The sequence below is a fragment of the Marinobacter sp. SS8-8 genome (genome assembly GCF_030540945.1).
Taxonomy (GTDB): Bacteria; Pseudomonadota; Gammaproteobacteria; order Pseudomonadales; family Oleiphilaceae; genus Marinobacter.
The window spans coordinates 1-2,297 of record NZ_JASSVN010000048.1 but is presented as its reverse complement, the minus strand read 5'-3'; the positions used below and the strand labels follow the sequence as shown (position 1 = coordinate 2,297).

The 2,297-nt window shown below is 47.2% G+C and carries 3 protein-coding genes and 1 pseudogene; all 4 read right to left on the bottom strand.

What is annotated here, in order from left to right; genetic code table 11:
- Positions 1-120: 120 nt before the first annotated feature.
- Positions 121-261, bottom strand: a pseudogene (locus QPL96_RS19315) (type I restriction-modification system subunit M N-terminal domain-containing protein); the annotation flags it as partial.
- Positions 262-399: 138 nt separating this feature from the next.
- Positions 400-855 (bottom strand): RES family NAD+ phosphorylase, encoded by a 456-nt coding sequence (locus tag QPL96_RS19310; protein ID WP_303288901.1) that lies wholly within the window; start codon positions 853-855, stop codon positions 400-402.
- Positions 856-871: 16 nt separating this feature from the next.
- Positions 872-1,540 carry a HEPN-associated N-terminal domain-containing protein gene (locus tag QPL96_RS19305; RefSeq protein ID WP_303288900.1) on the bottom strand — a complete coding sequence of 223 codons (669 nt, stop codon included), beginning with the start codon at positions 1,538-1,540 and terminating at the stop codon, positions 872-874.
- A gap of 91 nt (positions 1,541-1,631) precedes the next feature.
- Positions 1,632-2,054: a DUF4160 domain-containing protein gene (locus QPL96_RS19300; RefSeq protein ID WP_303288899.1), complete on the bottom strand. Its 423-nt coding sequence runs from the start codon at positions 2,052-2,054 to the stop codon at positions 1,632-1,634.
- Positions 2,055-2,297: the final 243 nt, after the last annotated feature.

Below are 2,297 nucleotides of genomic sequence, written 5' to 3'. Positions count from 1 at the left end.
TCTTTTGTTTCAATTGCTTGTGACAAAGAATACCATTTTCCGCTGGAGGTTTCCTGCCTGATTACCTCATTTTTTTATTTAATATCAGTGTTTTACGTTTATGGACGGAAACTAGCTAGCAAAGTTTTCACTGATAAAGCGGTAAAACAGAGTGCCCAATACATACTGCTTGAAGTCCCAACCATCCACTGAGCCTCTGACGTCGTTGGCAATTTGCCAAATATGGCGTTGCAGCGCGGCGCGCTGTTGGGTGCTTGTCATACTTCTATCTTTCCTTACCGACTATGATTTAAAAACGATCAGTTCAAGACTTGCTGGAAATTAAAGCGGGTGGCGATTGTAACTCAGCCGGTTTGGAGCAGCGAAGCTGTGAAAAATCGGTCCCTTTGCAGCCGCTTGTCATCGAAGCATTCGAATATTCTTCAAGTACAAAATTTTCTCCACCTCCGAATGTTCAGATGCAAATAGCGCAATGTTCTTGCCTTGCTCATTCTTCGCTGAGGGAAACACTATGCCGTCCAGCGCCGCACCACCGTTCAAAAACCTATACCTAAAGAACTCAGATACTATCTGCGTGGGAATATATTCGATGTGCTCCATGCCGTCTTTGGATACTCTTTTGGAAATCTCTCCTTGGAAGCGATGCAGAAAGCCAATCTCATGTCGCTCCTTGTAGCGGTATGGCTCAAATGGTGAGGGCTGCACCGGTAAACTCGAGAGGTCCAACACGTTTAACGTGTGCTTCGTTTTGAACTCAGCCATTGCGTAGGGTCGGCGACTGTTAAAAAGCGTTTCAGATCTTGCTGTCCCCTCATCAAAAGCTGCATATAAATATGGTATTCCTGCCGGATTCATTCGTCCCGCTGTCGTTCTATCCGCGGGGGGGGACGCTAACTTCTGAAAAACTCTGGTATGGATGCCCATCCATCGATACGCGGGCTCGGAATAAGCTGGTTTCTGGATCAACCGTTGTCACTAGGTTGGACCTTTTTACCAAGTCGGAAATGGAATCCAAAACATGCCGCACAGGAATGTGATCTGGTCTTCCACTATCAAATTCATCTTCAGGCTCTGTGAGAAACAGATAACGCGTCTTATATAGAACTGTATCGCGAAAGGAGTTCCACCCCCACGTGAGCGCTTCTGATGGTGTCCCTAAGCCCCAGTTACCCTGAGAGTGCTCAACCCAATATTTATCCCAGCCAAGACAATCAAGCACGTCATTCGTGAGTGAATCACCCCAGCCAGGATTAAACTTATCTACGACCTCAAAAGGATCAACTTCATCTATCACCCAACCTTTGTCCCAAGGTACCCCGATATCTTGAGCATCAGCAAACTCAGTACAAATTGATTCGTATATGCGCTCCATTATTGGCTCGAATGGGGCTCCGACCCTCGATCCACAGTAGGAACAGGTCTCGGATGAAATGTGATTGCTTACCAACGCTGCGAGGGCATGGTCTTTTACACAATCCTCACAAACGTGTGTGTCTATCGTCCCGAAACCCCTATCATCAATGTCACTGCCTGTCCCCATAGAGCTGTTTCCTCGCTAACGCTTGCAGCATGCACGCCTACGAAGTCGGGCCGAAGGCGCAATGAAGTAGGCGTCGCTTTACCTGCACTGTTTAAGTGCCTTTGTATGGCCCAACGGTGCACTCAGTTGGCCTGGTCTCATCCCATGCCTTGATCAGGAGTGGCTTCGCCTTTTTATGCCAGAACCGAATTTTTCGGTAGTCCTGGGATTCAATCTTGCCTTCTAACTTCTCGCAGGACTCGATATAGAAGCTGGCGTCGACGTTTGGGGACTTTACATGAAAATGCGGTGGTGGGTGTTCATTCGCGTAGATTTGAATTTTCAGTCCATTGATCCGTGCCACAAGCGTGCGAATTTCTATGAGGAACTCGTCCCCGTCTTCTTGCCATACAGAACAAGGATTGTGAAGCAGAGCCTCTAGCCACTCGGCAAACTCATCCATGCCCTCAAGGTCGTCGGGATCGACGAGATGGAATCGTCCGAACTTTCGGTGTTGCTGCTTCGTTGGCTTCATGGCTGGCCTTAGCGCTCAACAGGTGTTGGGTGGCATTCTTCAGCATGGAAGAAACTTGACCGCCATGTGATTGCGGGAAATCATTGATGACTGTTTTCTGCCAGTGATCAGATAAACAGTAGTTTAGCTAGTTTCCGTCCATAAACGTAAAACACTGATATTAAATAAAAAAATGAGGTAATCAGGCAGGAAACCTCCAGCGGAAAATGGTATTCTTTGTCACAAGCAATTGAAACAAAAGAA

Excerpts from the sequence above, each read along its gene's own strand:
- QPL96_RS19310 (WP_303288901.1), bottom strand. The coding sequence starts at position 855 with ATGAATCCGGCAGGAATACCATATTTATATGCAGCTTTTGATGAGGGG.
- QPL96_RS19300 (WP_303288899.1), bottom strand. The coding sequence starts at position 2,054 with ATGAAGCCAACGAAGCAGCAACACCGAAAGTTCGGACGATTCCATCTC.
- QPL96_RS19305 (WP_303288900.1), bottom strand. The coding sequence starts at position 1,540 with ATGGGGACAGGCAGTGACATTGATGATAGGGGTTTCGGGACGATAGAC.